This window comes from Persicobacter psychrovividus (assembly GCF_036492425.1).
In the GTDB taxonomy this organism is placed as follows: domain Bacteria; phylum Bacteroidota; class Bacteroidia; order Cytophagales; family Cyclobacteriaceae; genus Persicobacter; species Persicobacter psychrovividus.
The window spans coordinates 2,408,201-2,425,090 of the sequence record NZ_AP025292.1; the positions used below are offsets into that span (position 1 = coordinate 2,408,201).

At 43.8% G+C, this 16,890-nt stretch carries 15 protein-coding genes; 7 read left to right on the top strand and 8 right to left on the bottom strand.

Translation table 11 applies throughout. The features are described from left to right. Window positions 1-13 precede the first annotated feature (13 nt). Complete coding sequence (locus AABK40_RS10305; protein ID WP_338396990.1) at window positions 14-769, top strand: RNA methyltransferase; 756 nt, start codon at window positions 14-16, stop codon at window positions 767-769. Here AABK40_RS10305 and AABK40_RS10310 read toward each other — a convergent pair. From AABK40_RS10310 to AABK40_RS10330, 5 genes are all read right to left on the bottom strand, one after another. Continuing rightward, complete coding sequence (locus AABK40_RS10310) at window positions 713-1,573, bottom strand: queuosine precursor transporter (protein WP_338396991.1); 861 nt, start codon at window positions 1,571-1,573, stop codon at window positions 713-715. The two genes, AABK40_RS10305 and AABK40_RS10310, sit on opposite strands and share 57 nt — an antisense overlap. Window positions 1,574-1,821: 248 nt before the next feature. Further along, on the bottom strand, window positions 1,822-2,733 hold the full coding sequence (locus tag AABK40_RS10315; protein WP_338396992.1) for a ribonuclease Z: 912 nt from the start codon (window positions 2,731-2,733) through the stop codon (window positions 1,822-1,824). Window positions 2,734-2,826: 93 nt separating this feature from the next. Continuing rightward, window positions 2,827-3,192 carry an STAS domain-containing protein gene (locus AABK40_RS10320; RefSeq protein WP_332919916.1) on the bottom strand — a complete coding sequence of 122 codons (366 nt, stop codon included), beginning with the start codon at window positions 3,190-3,192 and terminating at the stop codon, window positions 2,827-2,829. 74 nt (window positions 3,193-3,266) lie between these two features. Then, window positions 3,267-4,214, bottom strand: a complete 948-nt coding sequence (locus tag AABK40_RS10325) for a phosphoribosylaminoimidazolesuccinocarboxamide synthase (protein WP_338396993.1) — start codon at window positions 4,212-4,214, stop codon at window positions 3,267-3,269. Between the two features lie 96 nt (window positions 4,215-4,310). Beyond that, entirely contained in the window at window positions 4,311-5,645 is a 1,335-nt protein-coding gene (locus AABK40_RS10330; protein WP_338396994.1) for a toxin-antitoxin system YwqK family antitoxin, read from the bottom strand. Window positions 5,646-6,455: 810 nt separating this feature from the next. On the opposite strand from AABK40_RS10330, the gene AABK40_RS10335 reads away from it, so the two are divergent. Next, complete coding sequence (locus AABK40_RS10335; RefSeq protein WP_338396995.1) at window positions 6,456-7,610, top strand: porin; 1,155 nt, start codon at window positions 6,456-6,458, stop codon at window positions 7,608-7,610. Between the two features lie 254 nt (window positions 7,611-7,864). Continuing rightward, window positions 7,865-9,292: an aspartate ammonia-lyase gene (aspA, locus tag AABK40_RS10340; protein WP_338396996.1), complete on the top strand. Its 1,428-nt coding sequence runs from the start codon at window positions 7,865-7,867 to the stop codon at window positions 9,290-9,292. Between the two features lie 78 nt (window positions 9,293-9,370). On the opposite strand, the gene AABK40_RS10345 is transcribed toward aspA, so the two are convergent. Beyond that, a complete protein-coding gene (locus AABK40_RS10345; RefSeq protein WP_332919921.1) occupies window positions 9,371-10,624 on the bottom strand; it encodes an aspartate kinase in 1,254 nt (417 codons plus the stop codon). 382 nt (window positions 10,625-11,006) lie between these two features. Here AABK40_RS10345 and fbp point away from each other — a divergent pair, with 382 nt between their 5' ends. Together fbp and AABK40_RS10355 are read left to right on the top strand one after the other, a co-directional pair. Next, window positions 11,007-12,011, top strand: a complete 1,005-nt coding sequence (gene fbp, locus AABK40_RS10350) for a class 1 fructose-bisphosphatase (protein ID WP_332919922.1) — start codon at window positions 11,007-11,009, stop codon at window positions 12,009-12,011. Window positions 12,012-12,138: 127 nt separating this feature from the next. After that, entirely contained in the window at window positions 12,139-13,116 is a 978-nt protein-coding gene (locus AABK40_RS10355) for a cation diffusion facilitator family transporter (RefSeq protein WP_338396997.1), read from the top strand. A gap of 180 nt (window positions 13,117-13,296) precedes the next feature. On the opposite strand, the gene AABK40_RS10360 is transcribed toward AABK40_RS10355, so the two are convergent. After that, window positions 13,297-14,238, bottom strand: a complete 942-nt coding sequence (locus tag AABK40_RS10360; protein ID WP_338396998.1) for an alpha/beta hydrolase — start codon at window positions 14,236-14,238, stop codon at window positions 13,297-13,299. A gap of 158 nt (window positions 14,239-14,396) precedes the next feature. Further along, window positions 14,397-15,296, bottom strand: coding sequence for a site-specific tyrosine recombinase (locus tag AABK40_RS10365; protein ID WP_332919925.1), 900 nt, complete (start codon window positions 15,294-15,296; stop codon window positions 14,397-14,399). 94 nt (window positions 15,297-15,390) lie between these two features. On the opposite strand from AABK40_RS10365, the gene aroQ reads away from it, so the two are divergent. Then, the gene (gene aroQ / locus AABK40_RS10370) at window positions 15,391-15,807 is read left to right on the top strand and encodes a type II 3-dehydroquinate dehydratase (RefSeq protein WP_332919926.1); all 417 of its coding nucleotides are present in this window, start codon (window positions 15,391-15,393) and stop codon (window positions 15,805-15,807) included. Window positions 15,808-15,828: 21 nt separating this feature from the next. Then, window positions 15,829-16,878 carry an aminotransferase class V-fold PLP-dependent enzyme gene (locus tag AABK40_RS10375; protein ID WP_338396999.1) on the top strand — a complete coding sequence of 350 codons (1,050 nt, stop codon included), beginning with the start codon at window positions 15,829-15,831 and terminating at the stop codon, window positions 16,876-16,878. The last annotated feature ends 12 nt before the right edge of the window (window positions 16,879-16,890 follow it).

The following is a 16,890-nucleotide window of genomic DNA, read 5'->3' on the forward strand; positions in this document are numbered from 1 at the left end:
GACAATGAGTTATATGATGTATAAGGAACTATCCAAAAGGATCTCAAAATTGATCAAATCCCTGCAAATAAAAAAGTACAGGAAACAAGAACATTCATTTTTTGTCGAAGGTGCGAAAAATACAGAAGAAATTCTATCAACAGGCTATAAAGTAACGGTTTTGGTGGGTACTGCCGATTACCTTGACAGTATTGCGGAACTGATCGCCAAGCACCCGGAAATGGAAGTTTTTGTGGCTGATGAAAAACAGCTCGGGGCCTTGGGTACATTCGCTACCAACAATGCTGCTATTGCGGTGGCGGAACAGAAAGATTTTGAACAGCCTTCACTCGATGAGCAGGAATTTGCCCTCGTGCTCGATGATGTCCGTGACCCGGGCAACCTCGGGACCATCATCCGTATTGCGGACTGGTATGGCATCAAAAAAATTATTGCCTCTCCCAATACTGCTGACTTCCACAACCCAAAAGTACTGAATGCCTCCATGGGTTCTTTCAGCAGGGTGAGTATACATTACACCGCCCTGCCGGAGTTTCTTGCCGCGCAGCAAGCCCCCATTTATGGCGCACTGCTTGAGGGAGACAATATCTACAATGAGCGCTTTGATCAGGGCGGATTTGTGATCATGGGTAACGAGTCTATTGGAATATCAGATGCCGTGAAACCATTCATCACACATCAAATTCATATCCCCAGAATTGGTGGGGCAGAATCACTGAATGTCGCTATTGCCACGGCGGTGATCTGCGACAACATCCGAAGACCCTAAAGATTCTTGCTCGCCAAAAAACAAAGAGGTTTTGCTTGCCTCATTGGCCAATTCATCTGCATATTCCTTGCCCAGGTATTGGTCGATGAGGTAGTGAGCAAAATACAAAACGGGCGTCAGGATAATGGCTACCGTGAATTTATAGATGTAATTAATGATCCCCACCGATAGCACAAGGCTGTACGACCAGTTACCAAACACCCAAAAGGCAATCCAGAGCACCACAAAGGAATCTATCAGCTGAGAAACAAGGGTGGAACCGGTGGCCCTGAGCCATATTTTACCGGAGCCGGTTACTCGTCTTAATTTCTGAAAAATATAAACGTCAAGAAATTGACCGATCAAAAAAGCCACCAGCGAACCGACAATAATCCCCAGCCCCTGCTGAAAGATGGTTTTGAATGCATAATTGATATTGAAAGCCTGCCCCTGCGCATCCTGCGCATTGACCTCAAGCCAAAAATCTGCGGCAGGCAGCTGCGTAACGCCATAAATCACAAAAAACGAATAGGCGATCAGCCCGGCGGTCAGGAAGCTGATTTTCCGCACCCCCGCTTTCCCAAAATATTCATTGATGATATCCGTAGTGATAAAAACGATAGGCCAGAGAATTGCGCCAGCGGTCAGGTTAAAATCCAGCATCAGCTCTTCAAAAAGCGGAATCCTTGCCGGATCCACACCAAGCGCCTTTTCAGCGGAAAAAATCTTTACCCCTATCAGCTCCGCAAGAATGGCATTGGTGATGAAAATCCCGCATAAAAATATAAACAGGCTGGTTTTCTTTTTAGTAAGGTTGGTGGTCATGGCAGGTAGTGGTTATCGGTATTTTAGGGTGATGAAGGTTGAATTTCGGCAATTTATTGTAATGGGCAGCAAAGTAAGGCTGAAATTATGCCTAAAATTTGGCCCTTAAACCAATGGAATTTATAGGGTGAATTTTGAAATCCAATAATTCTCATGCCATTGCAAGCGCATATCGCCGCTTATACTTGCAGCAAGAACAGAAGTCGCCACTGCGTTTTGCTCAGCAAAAACCAAAATCGGCGGTACAATTACTTTCTAAGGTAAACTTTCGTTCCTTCTACTCCCAGAATTGTCTGTTCAAATACTTCCCTGGCCTCTTCCAAAAGAGGATCGAGCTCATTATATCGAATAGAAAAGTGGCCGATCATGAGCTGCTTCACATTGGCCATTTTTGCGATAGTCGCAGCCTGTTTGGTGGTGGAATGATGCGTTACTTTCGCTCGGGCTTCCATATCATGCATAAAAGTGGCTTCATGATACAATAAATCGACCCCTTTGATTTGCTCAATAAATGATTTTGTAAACAGCGTATCTGAGCAATAGGCATAGGAAAATGACGGCTGAGGAGGCAAGGTGTATTCCTGATTGCTCAGAATCCTGTTTTTATATACCGTATCCCTGCCGCTTTTCAGGTCACCAATATTTTCCAAACTCAAATCGTAAGGCATCTTGGCTTTATTGATTCTCCGCTGATGGGGTTGTTCCTTGATCAGAAACCCTGTGCAGTGAATCTGATGCGCTAAAGGAATAGAGGTTACCGAAAATTTGCTCGTCTCAAGGATGGTTTCTGCCACCTCGCCATTGGTCACATGAAACACCAGGCGATAATTCAGAAATGTCATGGAGGCCTTCAGCTGTACGGTAATCACCTCGGCCAGCTCCGGAGGCCCGTAAAGGTGCAGTTCCCCTTTCTTCTTGAACAGATGCATGGTGGAAAGCAGGCCTATCAGGCCAAAGTAATGATCCCCATGCATGTGAGAGATGAAAATATGGGAGATCTTGGCCAGTTTTGCCCGGTACTTGATCAGTTGCAACTGCGCACCTTCTCCACAATCAATCAAAAGGTGATGATTATCGATGGTGATAAGCTGGGATGTGTTAAATTTATTCAGTGCTGGCGCCGCAGCATTGGACCCAAGAACTAAAACTTTAAATGCCAATGGTGTAAGGTATTAAAGAAAAAGGAAGCAATAAATTGCTTCCTCTTCTGTATTATAAATATTTTCTTTTCTGACTTCAATTCAGCATTTCAATCAATTGACGTCGCGTTCAATCTCATTGAAAAAAACAGCATCAATAGCATCCTGTGTAGAATCTTTGATTTCAAGGACAGAATCCAATTGCGAAATTTTGATCAATTTGCTGACGTGCTCATTAATATTGGCCAGAATAAACTTGCCTCCTTCGTCTTTAAACAAGCGATTACCTACTAATAAAGCACTCAATCCTGATGAGTCGATGTACTTGACATCGGCAAGGTCCAAAATAATATTGGTTACCCCTTCAGCATGCAGGGTGATCACTTCGGTTTTTACGATTGGAGAAAGGGTCGAATCGATTTTCTCTTCATTTAAATGTAGAAGAGAATATTTTTCTTCTTTGTTAATGGAATATTTCATAGCAGTCGCCTGTAAAAAAGGTTATCGGTCTTTAAATATAGGAAAATTAAAGTCCTTGAGAAAATATTCAAATCTTATTTCAGTGTTTCAAGATGTGCTGAAATATTCTTTTCTATACGGGCAATTACATCATTCATGTCAGATTTTTGGAACTTTTCTCCTGTTACCTGTTCAAAAAGCTCAATATATCTTTCAGAAATCCCCTGAATAACCTCTTCCGTCATGGCAGGAACCTGCTGTCCCTCTTTCCCTTGAAAGCCATTTTCTATCAACCATTGGCGCACAAACTCCTTGGAAAGCTGTTTTTGTTTCTCGCCCTTGTCCTGACGTTCCTGGTAACCTTCAGCATAAAAATAGCGAGAAGAATCCGGTGTATGAACTTCATCAATTAAGTAGATTTTTTCACCTTGTTTACCAAATTCGTATTTGGTATCGACAAGGATCAAGCCTCTTTCTTTGGCCATTTCAGTGCCTCTCTCAAACAGCGCCAAGGCATATTGCTCGAGTTGCACATATTCCTCTTCCGCGACAATGCCCTGCTTCAGAATTTCTTCACGGGAAATATCTTCATCGTGGCCCTCATAAGCCTTCGTTGTCGGTGTGATGATGGGGTGCGGTAGGCGATCATTCTCTTTAAGCCCTTCAGGTAATGCAACACCACAAAGGATGCGTTTTCCTTCGCGGTACTCGCGCCAGGCATGTCCGGCAAGGTAACCACGAACGACCATTTCCACAGGGTAGGTTTTACAGCCCACACCAAAGGAAACACTTGGGTCCGGAACGGCTTCGAGCCAGTTAGGGACGATGTCTTGGGTTGCTTCCAAAAACTTCGACGCAATTTGGTTGAGCACCTGTCCTTTATAAGGAATTGCCTCCGGTAAGATCACATCGAAAGCTGAAATTCGGTCTGATGCTACAATTGCAAGCTTTTTCCCGAAGTAATACACATCACGCACTTTTCCTCTGTAAAAGTCCGTCTGTCCTTCAAAATTGAAGTTTGTTTCTTTAATTGCTACTGCCATGATACAAAAATAAACATCCCATCGGCATTGCCCACGTAATGAAGTATAAATTTTAAAATTTGCTACAATTCGTAATCATCGAGGTGTTTTTCCACCCTATTGTTCCTCCACAAGCACCCCTCGCTTGTAGTTTTCGGTGTTTTTCACCGCACCTCTTCGGTTGTGATATTTCCATTCACCCACCTTCTGATCGCCGACATACTCCCCTTCCCAGGCCACAATTCCATTGCGGTGGTAGGTGAAATACTTGCCATTTTTTTTGCCCCGCGCATAGTTGGCCAGGGTTGTTAATTTTCCGGAAGGGCTGTAGTTTTTTACTATGCCCGTCAGGTGCCCAAAATGATATTGCGCCTCCTGCTCAAGCTGTCCATTCGGATAATAAAAAATGCGCATCCCATTAATCCGGTCTTTATTATAAGGGCAACTTTCTTTCAACTTGCCATTCTGTGCATAATAAAATTGCCAGATACCTATGGCCAGATCATTGGCCCACTTTTTATCCGCGATCAACACGCCATTTTCAGCATAGCTCAACTCCTGACGGTGGCGCCCCTTATCCGTGATTTTTATGAGCCGTTTCACCGATTCACCATCAGGGAAATACTCATAATTATCGCCATGCATTTCATTGTTTCGGAAATTGTTTTTCTGCCACAGCTTACCGCTTTCATAATAGGCCAACACTTGCCCTTCTACTTTGCCCTCTTTATAGGTACCTGATTTTTTCAGTTGCCCAGAAAGGTAGTACTCTTTAAAAGTTCCTGATTTTTTCCCGGCAAGGTGCTCGTAACTCTTTTGAAGTTGTCCGCTTTCAAAAAAGGTTTTATAAGAGCCATTCATGTAGCCATTCACAAAAGTCGCTTCGGTAGATTTATGCCCATTGGGGTAATAGGTAATGGTCAGGCCATTGGGTTTGCCATTTTTATAAACCACCGACTTCCTGATCTTCCCATTGTCATAAAAATCGTTCACCTGTCCATCAGGAGCTCCACCCGCCATGGCTGTCTGGTTCCTGATTCGTCCATCGGCATAGTAGGAAGTTACCTCGCCAACGAGCGTATCGGCCTTAAAAGTGGCCTGCTGAATCACCACTCCCTGATCATTATAAACCTCCACCTTTCCGGATTTCAGCCCCTGATGATAGGGAATCTCACGCATCAGCTGCCCATCGGGATAATAATCCTTGAAAGTCCCTTCTCGTTTACCTTTCTCAAAAATGCCCTCACTGGATATTTTGCCATTGGGGTGAAAAGTTTTGAACACTCCTTCTATCATGGAGCTGTCGCTGCCAATAATAAAATAGTGAGCCTTGAGTTGCTTTTGAGCCTGATCGTGGTAAATCGTTACTTCCCGCAGCGCGGGTCTTCCCTGCCCAAAAGTAGCGGCAGCAATAAAACTGAAGAATAATAAATGGATTAAGCGTTTATTCATAGCTTAAAAATAGCACAAAATTCAATAGCCTAAATAATTTTTATGCTGATATCATTTTCAAATACAACAATCACCTTAATTACTAACCTCATTTTAATATAGAGGTGATAATAATCGACATTTAAATAAAATTTAATGATAACAATCATAAACGAACCTTAAAGGCGTCAATATTACTCTCAGTTCAACCCCCTACATTTGTATTATAGTCAGTGAGCGTGCAACGAAGCACCTCAGCCAAGACTAAGTGGTTATTGTTTGTTTTATGGTTTTGCAATAACAGGAGGTGGGTTCTCCGTTATTGAAAATTTGTTTGATTGTTGATTAGATTCCCGGTTTCTTCGGAAACCGGGAGTTTTTCTAAACAAGCCACGAACTGAAGAGTATCTATCCGAGCTTCGGCTCCGGTATTTATATTATAGGTTGAATTTCATTTCAACCTATGGTTATTGTTTGTTTTAGGGTTTTAGAAAGGTGTAGAGGTACATCTTTCGGGTTTTAGTTTGATTGTTGATAGCCTTTCAATGTTTGCATTGAAAGGCTTTTTTTTGCTCCAATCCGAATTATTTTTGTGTAATTAGCAAAAAAATACCCTTATACAAATAGACAATCCTGTCGCCCAACATCCACTACTAACTTTTACCAAAAACAACCCCCTGTTAAACTGAGGGCGCTTTTTATGTCAAACCTACTCTTTTTTGGAAGAGCGACAATATTACGATCATGCTCAAGAATACTAATCACAACGATAATCACTATTATTTATATGGCACGATAATTGGCTTAAAGGATTTTGTAAAAAATATCCCAATGAAGCAACCAGCCGTTTTCCTCTTTTTTATTTCGCTGTTTTTTTGCGAGCACACTAAGGCGCAAGATGCCACCAACGATTACGTTGAGCAAACCCCTAATTCCTTGCTTTTAGGGCCACAGTTCAAGCAAAAGCACAATGGTTATATTCTGTTGCAAAGCAGCTTCAACTTGATGTCTGGTCCTGAATACCCACAGGGATCATCGTTTAGCATTAATCAACTCAGAATTCAGTTTAACGGTGAAATTATCCCCGGTTTGGAGTATGACGTTCGCCAAAGACTTAACGAGCCTTCACCAACTGAAAACCTCGATAACTCCTCACTGGCAACAGACTGGGCGTACCTGACCTACACCTTTCAGAATAATCTATTTATTACTGTTGGTAAACAATGGGCGGCTTACGGAGGGTTTGAATTTGATGCAACCCCAACAGATATTTACAAATACAGCCAAATGGTATGGTGGAAAGAGGCTTTCCTTACGGGGATTAATCTGGGCTACAGATACAAGGAACAGGAAATTAACTTTCAGGTCACCAATGGGCATACAGCAACGATAGAGTCTTTTTACGGTAACCTTCCGGAAGGCTTTACCCCTGCCGCCCATCCGCTACATTATGCGGTGAACTGGAATGGCGGACTTTTCAACCATTTAATAGACACCCGTTGGAGTTATGCGGTAACGCAGGAAGGCGAAGAAGAATTTACACAATACCTGGTACTGGGCACCAAGCTGAATCAGCCCTTCTGGCAGCTTTCTGTAGATTATCATTTATCTGCAGAAGACCTTGACAGAACCTGGTTTGCCTCAGCCCTGATGCCTGAGGATCATGCCGTTTTAAGGGACACTCGGTATCAATCAACTTTGGCTCGATTAGATGTACAGCCTGCAGAAAGATGGAATTTATTCTATCAGATGGCCTATACAGACACCTATTCCTATGATGCTTCATTAGGAGAAAACAAAGGTTGGATGTACACCTCGCAGGTTCAGCAAATGGGAGTGGAATTTCAGCCTATCAAAGAACAGCCTTTAAAGTTGTTTGCCACTTATATTCATGAAAAAGACCTCAAAAGTGAATTCCTGAATTCCCCAACAGCTATCAATAAAAACTTAATGATAGGATTTCTATATAAATGGAACATCTATTAATTAAATTTCATCTTGATTTAGAGATAATTTTACCTATTAATTTTATAAATTAATTAACCAACACACTGCTAATCAAGCAAAAAAGGGAATGATTCTCCTTATGCTTTAAAGGAAATTCAATATAATTTATCAACTAAATATTATCCTTCATTCCATTCGTCATTTCATAAATTTAGAGTGATTGGATATTGCGAAATTATCCTCTACATTTGGTCGAAGAATTTTTTTGATACATTCCAGTAAAGCAAAATATCATGGAATATAGAATTGAACACGATCTGCTTGGGGAAAAACAAGTACCCGCAGATGCCTACTACGGTATACAGACCCTCAGAGCCATTGAGAACTTCCATATCTCAGGCGTAAAAGTAAATATGTTCCCACTTTACATTCGTGCTTTAGCGGCTGTAAAAATGGGTGCAGCAAAGGCGAATCATAACCTTGGATTACTCCCGAAGGAAATAAAAAAAGCAATTGTTCAGGCATGTGAAGAAACCATGGATGGTCAGTTGGATGATCACTTCCCGATCGACCTGATTCAGGGCGGAGCGGGGACTTCTACCAACATGAACATCAATGAAGTAATTGCCAATCGTGCCTTGGAGATTATGGGGCATGAGAAAGGGCAATATGAATTCTGCCACCCGAACAACCATGTTAACATGGCGCAATCGACTAACGATGCCTACCCTACGGCCATCAAGATTGCCCTGCAGTGGATGAACGAAGAGCTGGTAAAAGAACTTCAGTTGCTGATAAAATCCTTCCGCAAGAAGGGGGAAGAGTTCACCAACGTTATCAAGATGGGGCGTACCCAGTTGCAGGATGCCGTACCGATGACCCTTGGGCAGGAGTTTGAAGCATTTGCCGCAACACTTGAGGAAGAGGTTACCCGCCTGAATACGAACGCCGCCCTTTTCAGAGAAATTGCGATGGGAGCAACAGCGATTGGTACAGGTATAAATGCCGATCCGGAATATCCTGATAAAGTGGTGAAGCATTTGCGAAAAATCACAGGACTTGAGTTGGTAAAAGCCACCAACTTTATTGAGGCAACACCAGACACGGGCGCATTCGTCATTTATTCAGGAACAGTAAAACGCCTTGGGGTAAAACTTTCCAAAATCTGTAACGACCTCCGCTTGCTTTCTTCTGGTCCGCGTACAGGGTTTAACGAGATCAACTTGCCGCCAATGCAGCCGGGCTCCTCGATTATGCCTGGTAAGGTAAACCCGGTTATTCCTGAGGTGGTGAATCAGATTTGCTTCATTGTATTCGGAAATGACTTGACGGTGACCTTTGCTTCAGAGGCCGGACAATTACAGCTGAATGTGATGGAACCGGTGATTGTTAGATCATTGTTTGAAAATATTCAGATGTTACGCAGAGGGATGGAATCCTTACGCACCAATTGCGTGGATGGCATTACCGCAAACGTTGAGCACTGCAAGGAAATGGTGTTAAATTCAATTGGTATTGTTACGGCGCTGAACCCCATTCTCGGTTACGAGATCTCCTCATCGTTAGCAAAAGAAGCACTGAAAACCAATGGATCGATCTACAAGCTGGTCCTTGAAAGAGGCTTAATCCCTAAGGACGAACTCGACCAGATCCTATCTCCTGAGAATATGGTAAAACCTCATCACCTTGACCGGATCGAAGAGGAAAACGATGATAATTAATCATCAAAAGAAATAAAAAAAAGGTCGTGAATATCATTTGTTCACGACCTTTTTTTTTATATACTAAATTACGCTATTTTACTTCGTTACCAACTGAAAGGTTGTCGGGGTTCGCTGTTCAGTAACCACCTCCGCTACCGAAAGGTACTTCCTTTTTAATTCAGGTGTATAATTCCTAAGCGTAATCAATTGTAAATCTTCCTGATAAGCAATTTTAAAATCTCCCTCCAATGCATCGATCAGTTTTTGAACACGATCCAGTCGGTTATCAAAACAGATACTCAAACTCAGTGCGGTACTTTGCAGCATATTTATCTTAACACTGTGTTTATCCAGCAGGTGAAAAATTATCGACAGATTATTCTCATTTAAAAAGGCTAAATCACGCACACTGAAGGTCATCAGGCATTGGTGATCCTTGAAAATAATATTGGGGATTTTTTTTGTGTCCACTCCCCGGCCTATAGTGGTGCCCGACGCCTGTGGGTCTTCAAAAGAACGTACCAGCAGAGGAATATTTTTGTCTGCCAATGGCTTGATCGTCTTTGGGTGAATGACCGATGCCCCGTAAAAAGTCATCTCCGCAGCTTCCTGATAGGAGATTTCTTCAAACTTAATAGTATCCGACACCCGCTTTGGGTCCGCATTCAGAATGCCTGGCACATCTTTCCAAATCGTTACCGATTCCGCATCAAGAATATTTCCGAAAATCGCCGCAGAAAAATCTGACCCCTCACGGGCAAGTGTCGTGGTTGCGCCCATGCCACTTGAACCAATGAAACCCTGAGTCATCACCACCCCCGCAGCAAGCAACTGCGGAACGTCTGCCAACACCCGCTGCTCGGTCATGCCCCAGGAAATTCGCGCTTCCTGAAACCGGTCATCAGTCTTGATCACTTTTCGGGCGTCCATCCAGCACGATTTAATCCCTGAAGCCTTCAGGTACTGATTCAGTATCGCTGAACTGAGCAACTCCCCATAACTGACAACGGCATCATACATTTGATGCTTATCGCTCCAGTCTTCGGTGAGCAATTGCTCCGCCTGCTCCAATAAGTTTCGAACAATTCCATAGGCCTGATGTGCTTTATCAGCAAACAAATCGCCCAGCATCTGCTCATGAAACTCGGTACAGACAGCCCATTCAGTCGCCCAGTCGGCTGATTTATCCCAAGCAGCAGCCACCACCCGCTCGAGTGCATTGGTCATTTTCCCCATTGCCGACACCACCACCAACAAGTCGCCTTGCTGATGATCAGCAATAATTGCGGTCATATTTTTTACCGCATGAGCATCTTTAATAGAGGCCCCTCCAAACTTAAAAACCTTCATGATAATCTATTAAGCGGCACAGACTTATGTGCGCTTAAAAATAATAGTTTAACTTGTTAAATAAGTACCTTTTTTGAGAAATTCCGTTAAATTTATATAATCATAATTTTTCAAGATATTAGAACGTGTTCAAAACCTGACATTCACAATGAAAATCTGGAATACTGCCAAATGATGGAACAACTTTTAGAATAGTAATGCTATTGCTGAAAGGAGTTCAAAGTCATTTTCAGTCCTCTGAATTTGCAGCCGGATGCCAATTTTTAACACACGCTTATCTTTAGTGCCATTTTTTTAGCTTAAATCAAACACTTGAAACGAAAAACTATCTTTATCTATGTGTAAGGAGTGAAACATTCATTAACCCCCAAACAACCAACGCATGTCATTTAAAAAATTTGACTTTGAGGTAGGATTGCCTCTCGACCGTTTCATCAAGAAAAAACAAGACGATTTCCCCTATGCCACTGGGGAGCTCTCGCAACTCCTCCGCGACATTGCCCTTGCGGGCAAGCTCGTTAACCTGGCCATCAGCAAATCTGGCCTTTTGGGCATTGAGGGCGCAATGGGCAAAAACAATGTGCAGGGAGAAGCCCAGCAACACCTTGATGTGATTGCCAACGACCGGTTCATCAATGCACTGAAGAACGGTGGCGAAGTGGCGGGTATTATTTCTGAAGAAGAAGACAATATCATTAAGGTAAACTGCGATGGCAAGTACATTGTGGCTATTGATCCTCTTGATGGCTCTTCCAATATTGATGTTAATGTCTCAATTGGCACCATTTTCTCCATTTATCGCCGCAAGTCGGAAATTGGAGGAAAGGTTACGAAAGAAGATGTGCTGCAGAGCGGGAATCAACAAGTAGCCGCAGGATATCTGCTTTACGGATCCTCCTCTATGCTGGTATTTACAACAGGTGCGGGAGTGTATGGCTTCACTTATGAACCATCGATTGGCGAATTCTTCCTTTCCCACAACAACATTCAAATCCCTGAAAAGGAAACTTATTACTCTGTGAATGAGGGCTCGTATTTCAATTTCGATGACAGCATTCGCCAATATATCGATCAGTGCAAAAAATCGGGAATTTCTGCACGGTACATCGGCTCGTTGGTGGCGGATTTCCACCGTAATTTACTCAAAGGCGGAATTTACTTCTACCCAAGAACGAAGAGCTACCCTGAAGGAAAATTAAGACTCTGCTATGAGTGCAACGCACTGGCATTTTTGGTGGAACAGGCCGGGGGCATGGCCTCCAATGGGCAACAGCGAATTTTGGATATCAAACCTGAGAGCATGCATCAGCGATGCCCTATGTATATCGGAAATAAAAGCATGGTAGAAGAGGTCATTAGCCTGATAAATGAAGTCGCTACCCCTTAAAAACATTTAAATTGTATCAAAAAAACACCGTTTCCTACGGTGTTTTTTTTCGCTTTTCCCATTTTTTGCAACAAGGTAAAACTTCTTTTTTCCTACCTTTCCTTTGCAAAACCAAGAACGAATTAAAATGGGACATCATCACGGGCATCACCATCACAGCAGTCAACTGAATGGCAGAAACCTCTTCCTGACCATCCTGCTTAATATTGGAATTACCGCTGTACAAATTGTTGTGGCAATATTTACCGGCAGCCTGGCGCTACTCACCGATGCCGCACACAATTTTAGCGACGCACTGTCGATCGTTATCAGCTGGGGAGCCAATCGCATGAGTCAGAAGCAGCCTGATGGTCATGCCACCTATGGTTATTACCGTGCGGAAATTTTATCAGCCCTGATTAACGGTTTAGCCTTACTGATTATTGCTGGGGTGCTGCTTTATGAAAGTCTACTGCGGCTCATCTCGGGCGCGACTGGAAGCCTCAACAACCCTCTTTGGATACTTGCCGCTGCCGCTTTCAGTGTAGTTGCCAATGGCATCAGTGTTTTACTACTCCATCACGACGCCAAAGACAGCCTCAACATCCGGTCGGCTTACCTCCACCTGCTCACCGACCTGATGACCTCCATTGCCGTGATTATCGGTGCGGCTGCCATGTGGTTTTTTGAAATTTACTGGCTTGATGCCGCCATTGCCACGGGCATTTCCGCCTACCTCGTATATTCAAGTTATCCCCTACTGAAAAATTGCTACCAGATTATTATGCAGATCAGCCCAATAGAGGTTTCTCCTGCCGATATGATTACGGTTGCACGGCAAACCAAGGGAGTCGTTTCGTTGCATGATGTCCACCTTTGGCAAATGAACGAGCACCAGAATATGATGGAGGCGCATGTTGTTCTGGATGATAATTACGACCTAAAGACCACCAATATCATCATTGATAAACTCAAAAAGTCCCTCGACAAAAAGTTCGACCTGGCGCACATCACTTTGCAGCCTGAAGTTCTTCAATGTCCGGCGAGTGTATTTTCAAGGGAGTACTATGAAGAAGGCGCCATCCGTGAGCCACAAAAATGCGATCACAAACATCATCATCATTAAGGATAAAAGCATAAATTACCGCCCATTTCACCATGGATAGGCGGTATTGCTTGAGCCTATACTCATAGTAACCCACAAATGATGCTCCCTTCCATTCTTTCAAGACCTGGCTCAAGCTGACGCCTTTGAACGAATTGGGCGGGTCAAAAACAACCTTTTCAGACAATCAGAATAAGGCGATCAATGTGCCTCATTGGCTGCGGGCAAGCCTCGGGTGAAAGCAATACACTGGTCGAGCCAGCCCGAGAGCCCTTCCTGTCCGACCGCCAGACCAAACCCATGCGCACCCTGCGGATACAGAAACATTGCAGCATGCACTCCCTTTTGCTGACAAGCCTCAAAATACACCATGCTGTTCTTGTAATTCACCGCTTGGTCATCTACACCATGAATTAAAATCGCCGGTGGAGTATCCTCCTTCACCTGTAATTCATTGCTGAAATGGTGCACCAAATCGTTATTGTTCCACTCTTGCCCGAGCAAATTTTTCCGTGAGCCCATATGGGTCAGGGCGTCGGAAAATGAAATAACAGGATAAACCAGCCAGCTGAAATCAGGTCGGGAAGAAAACCTGTCCACTGGGTCTTTTGCCTGTGGATTTTCAGCAGAAAAATGCGTACTGAGCGTAGAGGCGAGATGCCCTCCCGCAGAGAAGCCCATCACCCCAATTCGGTCGGGTTTCAATCCCCATTCTTTCGCTTGTGAGCGCACTATTCGTACTGCCCGTTCTGCATCAAGCAGAGGGGATTCCCATCTTACCTTACTACTTTCGGCCGCAGGCAATCGGTATTTTAAGACGATGGCGGTAATGCCTTTCGAAACCAGATAACTGGCAATATCAGTCCCTTCAAGGTCATAAGCCAGCATATGATAGGCACCTCCGGGGCAAATGATCACGGCCTCGCCTGTGGCATATTTTCTCGATGGAAAGAATACGGCAATTTCCGGGGACTCCACCTTCCACAGTTTCATCATACCATCTTTTTTCTCCACAATTTCCTCCCGAGGAGCACGGAGTGCATTGGGCACCTGGCCCTGATACAGGGGCAATTTCAATTCCTGGGCTTCGGCAAACGAAAAGCCGGCGACGATAATCAGCAAGACAAAAAATAATTTCTTCACAATGATAATGAATAGATTGAAAAATAATGCGCTGATAATTTAACCGAAAAGCGGCTGAAAATTATTCTCATTAATAAATGGAGAGAAAAAAACATCAAAAAAGCCTTCCCCGAAAGAGGAAGGCCCTGAAAATTTTATGATCTGCAGTTATCTCACCACTAACTACGAGGGTGATATTCTGTAATAATTTGCTTCAGATAGGTCTGATCAAGGTGTGTATAAATCTCCGTAGTAGTTACAGACTCATGACCAAGCATCTCCTGAACGGCAATCAGGTCAGCCCCACCTTCAATCAGGTGTGTGGCAAAACTATGGCGGAAAGTATGGGGCCCGACAGCCTTCTTCATGCCAATTGCCTGCGCAAGGCGCTTAATAATCGTGAAGATCATCACCCGGGTCAGCTTTGCCCCCCGACGGTTAAGAAACACATAATCTTCATTGTTTGGCTTTACATTTACCGCAGGACGAATTTCTTCCAAATAAAAATCGATATTCTTCAGTGCAGGTTTTCCGATGGGCACCAAGCGGTCTTTGTTACCCTTACCGTGAATCCGCAAAAAACCAATATCGCGATGAATATCATTTACCTTGAGGTTAATCAGTTCACTCACACGCAGGCCTGAACTGTAAAGGGTTTCCAGGATGGCAAGATTTCGGGGTCCCTCTGGAGTACTTAGGTCGATGGCGTCCATCAACTGATTGATTTCATCGATATTCAAAACCTCTGGAGGGTTCCGCTTCAGCTTGATACTGTCGATTCTTGAACAAGGGTCAATCTCAATTTCATTTTCAAAACGCAAGAAGCGATAAAAAGCTTTCACCCCCGATAGCATTCTCGCCTGGGTGTAAGTTGACATCCCCAACTCGCCAAGATACTCCAAAAAATCATGCAATTGCACCTCTGACACTTCCGTAGGGCCAATATTCCAGTTCCGCAAGCGCCCGAATTCCTCCAATTTATAGAGGTCCCGCAGGTAGGCTTCGGTGGTATTGTCTGCCATCCGTCGATCCAGACGGAGGTAATTTTTAAATGAGTCGATATAATACTGCCAGTTCATGCTACAAAAATACAAAATCCATTAGTAAATTGATGCCCTTTGGGCATTTTAAGGTGCTTGATTATCTTTACATGTGAAAAAACACAGACAACCCATGAACATCCTCATACTTAACGGCCCGAACCTGAACCTTTTGGGCGTCCGAGAAAAAACCATTTATGGTGATCAGAGCTTCGAAGACTATTTTAAAGAATTAAAATCAAAATTTGAAGAAATTGAGCTGGAATACTTTCAATCTAACCACGAAGGGGCTATCATTGACAAAATTCACGAAGTTGGCTTCTCTTTTGATGGTATCATCCTGAATGCCGGCGCCTACACCCATACTTCCGTCGCCATCGCTGATGCCATTAGTGCGGTCAACACCCCAGTGATTGAGGTACACCTATCGAATGTGCACAAGCGAGAGCCTTTCCGCCACAAAAGCTATCTTTCCCCTGTTTGCAAAGGGGTCATTGCAGGATTTGGAATGGACAGTTACCGTTTGGCACTGGCACACTTCATCAAGTAAAAAAAATTATTCCGTTCTAATATGTACACTTTTTCACCAGGTCCTTCAGCGGTGCACGCGCAGCTGCCCCAATACTTTCAGGAGGCTTTCGATACTGGTATTTTAAGCATGAACCACCGCAGCCCGGAGTTTATTGCCATGAATAAAGAGCTTCAGGAGGTGATTCGTTGTAAGCTTGAAATCCCTGCGGATTATGTGGTGATGTTCTCCTCCTCGGCAACGGAATGCTGGGAAAATATTGCGCAGAGTATTCAGCCCCAACGGAGCCTGCACTTTTACAATGGTGCTTTTGGTGAAAAATGGGCCAGCTACCATGAGCAGATTTGTGGGGAAGAGCGCACGCTAAAAGCGCCTTATGAGGTAGAAGAGATGCCCGATTTTGAGGCTTATAAAAGTGAAAAACCCGATTTGGTTTGCCTGACACACAATGAAACCAGCAATGCAACACAACTGCCGGAAAACAGCCTGCATTTGGTTCGTCGCCATTACCCTGAAGCACTGATCGCCCTGGATGCCACAAGCTCCATGGCTGGTTTGCGCCTGCCATTTAATCAGGCAGATATCTGGTATGCTTCTGTACAAAAATGCTTTGGTTTGCCGGCAGGGATGAGCGTGATTATTCTTTCTCCCAAAGCGCAGGAGCGTGCGCTGGCCACTGCTAACAGTCACTATAATGCCCTGGGGAGCATGATTAAACAAGCGGAAAAATTTCAGACAACCCACACGCCGAATGTCAGTAACATTTATCTGTTGTTGCGTACGCTGCAGGACAGTGAGCATATTGCCGTTACTGATGACCGACTGCATGCGCAATGGTTACAATGGAAAAATTTCCTGAGTGAAAATGGTTATGAGTTGCTGGTCAAAAATGAACTGATACAATCTAAAACAGTGCTTGCCATTAAAGGGCAGCCGGAAGAAATTCGCGAGATCAAAGCCAAAGCCAAAGCCGCAGGTATTTTGCTGGGCAATGGCTATGGCGCCTGGAAAGACAGCAGCTTTCGCATCGCCAATTTCCCTGCCATTCCTCTCACAGGAATCCAGGCTTTACAGCAGTTTTTGTCGAAATAAATTAAACCACCT

Bases quoted from the DNA above. Each gene is read 5' to 3' on its own strand.
- AABK40_RS10345 (WP_332919921.1), bottom strand. From the start codon at position 10,624: ATGAAGGTTTTTAAGTTTGGAGGGGCCTCTATTAAAGATGCTCATGCG.
- AABK40_RS10330 (WP_338396994.1), bottom strand. From the start codon at position 5,645: ATGAATAAACGCTTAATCCATTTATTATTCTTCAGTTTTATTGCTGCC.
- AABK40_RS10320 (WP_332919916.1), bottom strand. From the start codon at position 3,192: ATGAAATATTCCATTAACAAAGAAGAAAAATATTCTCTTCTACATTTA.
- AABK40_RS10375 (WP_338396999.1), top strand. From the start codon at position 15,829: ATGTACACTTTTTCACCAGGTCCTTCAGCGGTGCACGCGCAGCTGCCC.
- AABK40_RS10305 (WP_338396990.1), top strand. From the start codon at position 14: ATGATGTATAAGGAACTATCCAAAAGGATCTCAAAATTGATCAAATCC.
- AABK40_RS10335 (WP_338396995.1), top strand. From the start codon at position 6,456: ATGAAGCAACCAGCCGTTTTCCTCTTTTTTATTTCGCTGTTTTTTTGC.
- AABK40_RS10310 (WP_338396991.1), bottom strand. From the start codon at position 1,573: ATGACCACCAACCTTACTAAAAAGAAAACCAGCCTGTTTATATTTTTA.
- fbp (WP_332919922.1), top strand. From the start codon at position 11,007: ATGTCATTTAAAAAATTTGACTTTGAGGTAGGATTGCCTCTCGACCGT.
- AABK40_RS10355 (WP_338396997.1), top strand. From the start codon at position 12,139: ATGGGACATCATCACGGGCATCACCATCACAGCAGTCAACTGAATGGC.
- AABK40_RS10325 (WP_338396993.1), bottom strand. From the start codon at position 4,214: ATGGCAGTAGCAATTAAAGAAACAAACTTCAATTTTGAAGGACAGACG.
- AABK40_RS10365 (WP_332919925.1), bottom strand. From the start codon at position 15,296: ATGAACTGGCAGTATTATATCGACTCATTTAAAAATTACCTCCGTCTG.
- aspA (WP_338396996.1), top strand. From the start codon at position 7,865: ATGGAATATAGAATTGAACACGATCTGCTTGGGGAAAAACAAGTACCC.
- aroQ (WP_332919926.1), top strand. From the start codon at position 15,391: ATGAACATCCTCATACTTAACGGCCCGAACCTGAACCTTTTGGGCGTC.